Raw genomic sequence first — 2,661 nt, 5'->3', positions numbered from 1 at the left:
TAAAAACACCCCAAAAGTTAGATTTTCTTTTGTCTAACTTTTGGGGTGCAGTTCATAACATTTTCTACTATCTTTTTTTCATTCAATTATTGAATACCTTGAACCAAGTCTTCAGCTTGTTGTTTTAGTGAAGTAGCAACACTGTCTTCAAGGACTAATTTGCCATCTACCCAAGCAGAATCATTGACACGAGCTGCAGTGAATTCACCAACAACTTGTGTACGGATGAATGGCAAGAGGTCTTTGTAGATTGCAAAGAGTTGTTCATGACCTGCATTTGCTACTGAAGATACAGTAACGATTTTATCTTGAAGAGCAGATGCTCCGCGTGTATCAGACAAGTCAATTGCGCGTGAAAGCCAGTCAAGCAAGTTTTTCACTGTTCCAGGGATTGAGAAGTTGTAGACTGGAGAGAAAATCCAGATAGCATCAGCAGCTAGAACAGCTTCACGAGCTGCTGCTACAGCTAGAAGAGTTGGAACTTCAAGTTCTTGATTAAAAAGTGGGATTGCTGAGTAGTCAAGGTAGCTAACCTCAGCTTTACCTGCAAGAGCTTTTTCAGCTTCTAGCGCCATTTGGTGGTTGAAAGAACCTTCACGAAGTGAACCAACGATAAATAATACTTTTTTAGACATAGGGAGTCTCCTTTAGATTTTAATCAGAGTTATCTCTGTTGTTATAAACAATGTTACAACAAAGGGAAATCATTTGCAAGAAATCTGCTCAGAAAATAAAAATCGATGATAGTCAAGATTATTTTTAGGAGTAGAGATTATGAAAAGTCTGTGAAATCAATGATTCAAGCGTCATATACTCCTATCATAAGAGAAGTTCCGTGCTAAATCCTCCCCTTTATTCACTTGTAATTCACTAGGATAGATGGTAAAATAGACGAGTGAAAATGAGACAGAAAAAAGAAAAAAATTCCTTATTATTTCAGTACAGCATTGGCTTGACCCTGCTGGCTCTAGTTGTGACTTCTTCCTTTCTCTATTTGGAGTGGCTTAGCATGAAGCCTTATCAGACAGCAAAGGTAGAAGGGGAAAAACTTGCCAAGCAGTATGCGAATCTAGAAACGGTCAGCCAGGTTGATATCTTTAATGGTTTAGAAAGCTATTATAGCGTTCTTGGTCAAGATAAGAATCAGAAACAAGTTGCTGTTTTAATAGAGAAAAGTAATAATAATATTTACGTATATCAACTAGAAAATGGTACTTCACAAGAAAAAGCAGAAGCAGTTGTTAGAGAAAAAGGAGCTACTGAAATTGATACGGTTACCTTTGGACGCTATGCTGAAAAACCTGTCTGGGAAATCAAGTCTGGAGGAGACTATTATCTAGTAGATTTTGAATCTGGTGCCCTAATCGAAAAGGAGAAACTATGAAATTATCTAAACGTGTCTTAGAAATGGAAGAAAGTGTCACTCTGGCTAGTGATGCAAGAGCAAAGAAGTTAAAAGCTGAAGGAAAAGATGTTCTTTTCTTAACTTTAGGTCAGCCCGATTTTCATACTCCTGAAAATATTCAAGATGCCGCTGTTGCAGCCATTCGAGATGGACGTGCTTCTTTCTATACGGTAGCTTCAGGTTTGCCTGAGTTAAAAGCAGCGGTCAATACCTATTTTGAACGTTATTACGGATATTCTGTAGCGACCAACGAAGTCACTTTTGCGACTGGTGCTAAATTCTCACTCTATACTTTCTTTATGGCTGTTATCAACCCTGGAGATGAGGTAATCATTCCTACTCCTTACTGGGTCAGCTATGGGGATCAGGTTAAGATGGCTGAAGGTGTACCAGTATTTGTCCAAGCCAAGGAAGACAATCACTTTAAAGTAACTGTGGAGCAATTAGAAGCAGCTCGTACAGATAAGACAAAGGTCTTGGTTCTTAACTCGCCATCTAATCCTACCGGTATGATCTATTCTCGTGAGGAACTCTTGGCCATTGGAAATTGGGCTGTTGAACATGACATTCTCATCCTAGCAGATGATATTTATGGTCGTTTGGTCTATAACGGAAATGAGTTTGTGCCAATCTCTAGTCTATCAGAAGTGATTCGCAAACAAACCATTGTTATCAATGGTGTGTCTAAGGCCTATGCCATGACTGGTTGGCGGGTAGGTTATGCAGTGGGTGATCCAGAAATCATCGCTGCCATGAGTAAACTAACAGGTCAAACGACTTCAAACCTGACTGCGGTATCTCAATATGCAACGATTGAAGCGCTAACTGGACCGCAAGATTCTGTGGAAGTTATGCGTCAAGCATTTGAAGAACGTTTGAATACAATCTATCCACTCTTGTGTGAAGTCCCTGGCTTTGAAGTTGTCAAACCTCAAGGAGCCTTCTATCTCTTTCCAAATGTAAAAAAAGCTATGGAGATGAAAGGCTATAGCGATGTAACAGCCTTTACAACGGCCATCCTTGAGGAAGTTGGCCTGGCCTTGATTACAGGTGCTGGCTTTGGAGCACCAGAGAATGTTCGTCTTAGTTATGCGACAGACTTGGAAACTCTTAAAGAAGCCATTCGTCGTCTGCACCAATTTATGGAAAAATAAGAAGTTAGACCTCCGTCCTTATGGCGGAGGTTTTTGTATCTAAAAACTGCTAAATTCGCAAACTAAGTTCCACCGCTATTAGAAGTGGAAGTTAATCTGATA

At 39.8% G+C, this 2,661-nt stretch carries 3 protein-coding genes; 2 read left to right on the top strand and 1 reads right to left on the bottom strand.

Annotated features, from left to right (window positions below; all coding sequences use genetic code 11):
• Positions 1–86: 86 nt before the first annotated feature.
• Complete coding sequence (locus RQ973_RS09420; RefSeq protein WP_311523834.1) at positions 87–635, bottom strand: NADPH-dependent FMN reductase; 549 nt, start codon at positions 633–635, stop codon at positions 87–89.
• Between the two features lie 260 nt (positions 636–895).
• Between RQ973_RS09420 and RQ973_RS09415 the strand changes: the two genes are divergently transcribed.
• Both RQ973_RS09415 and RQ973_RS09410 read left to right on the top strand, forming a co-directional pair.
• On the top strand, positions 896–1,384 hold the full coding sequence (locus RQ973_RS09415) for a DUF5590 domain-containing protein (RefSeq protein ID WP_311523833.1): 489 nt from the start codon (positions 896–898) through the stop codon (positions 1,382–1,384).
• Positions 1,381–2,559, top strand: coding sequence for a pyridoxal phosphate-dependent aminotransferase (locus RQ973_RS09410; protein ID WP_311523831.1), 1,179 nt, complete (start codon positions 1,381–1,383; stop codon positions 2,557–2,559). The genes RQ973_RS09415 and RQ973_RS09410 overlap by 4 nt, the downstream gene beginning before the upstream one ends.
• The last annotated feature ends 102 nt before the right edge of the window (positions 2,560–2,661 follow it).

The sequence above is a fragment of the uncultured Streptococcus sp. genome (assembly GCF_963511325.1).
In the GTDB taxonomy this organism is placed as follows: domain Bacteria; phylum Bacillota; class Bacilli; order Lactobacillales; family Streptococcaceae; genus Streptococcus.
This window is presented reverse-complemented; position numbering and strand designations above follow the sequence as displayed.

Excerpts from the sequence above, each read along its gene's own strand:
- RQ973_RS09420 (WP_311523834.1), bottom strand. The coding sequence starts at position 635 with ATGTCTAAAAAAGTATTATTTATCGTTGGTTCACTTCGTGAAGGTTCT.
- RQ973_RS09410 (WP_311523831.1), top strand. The coding sequence starts at position 1,381 with ATGAAATTATCTAAACGTGTCTTAGAAATGGAAGAAAGTGTCACTCTG.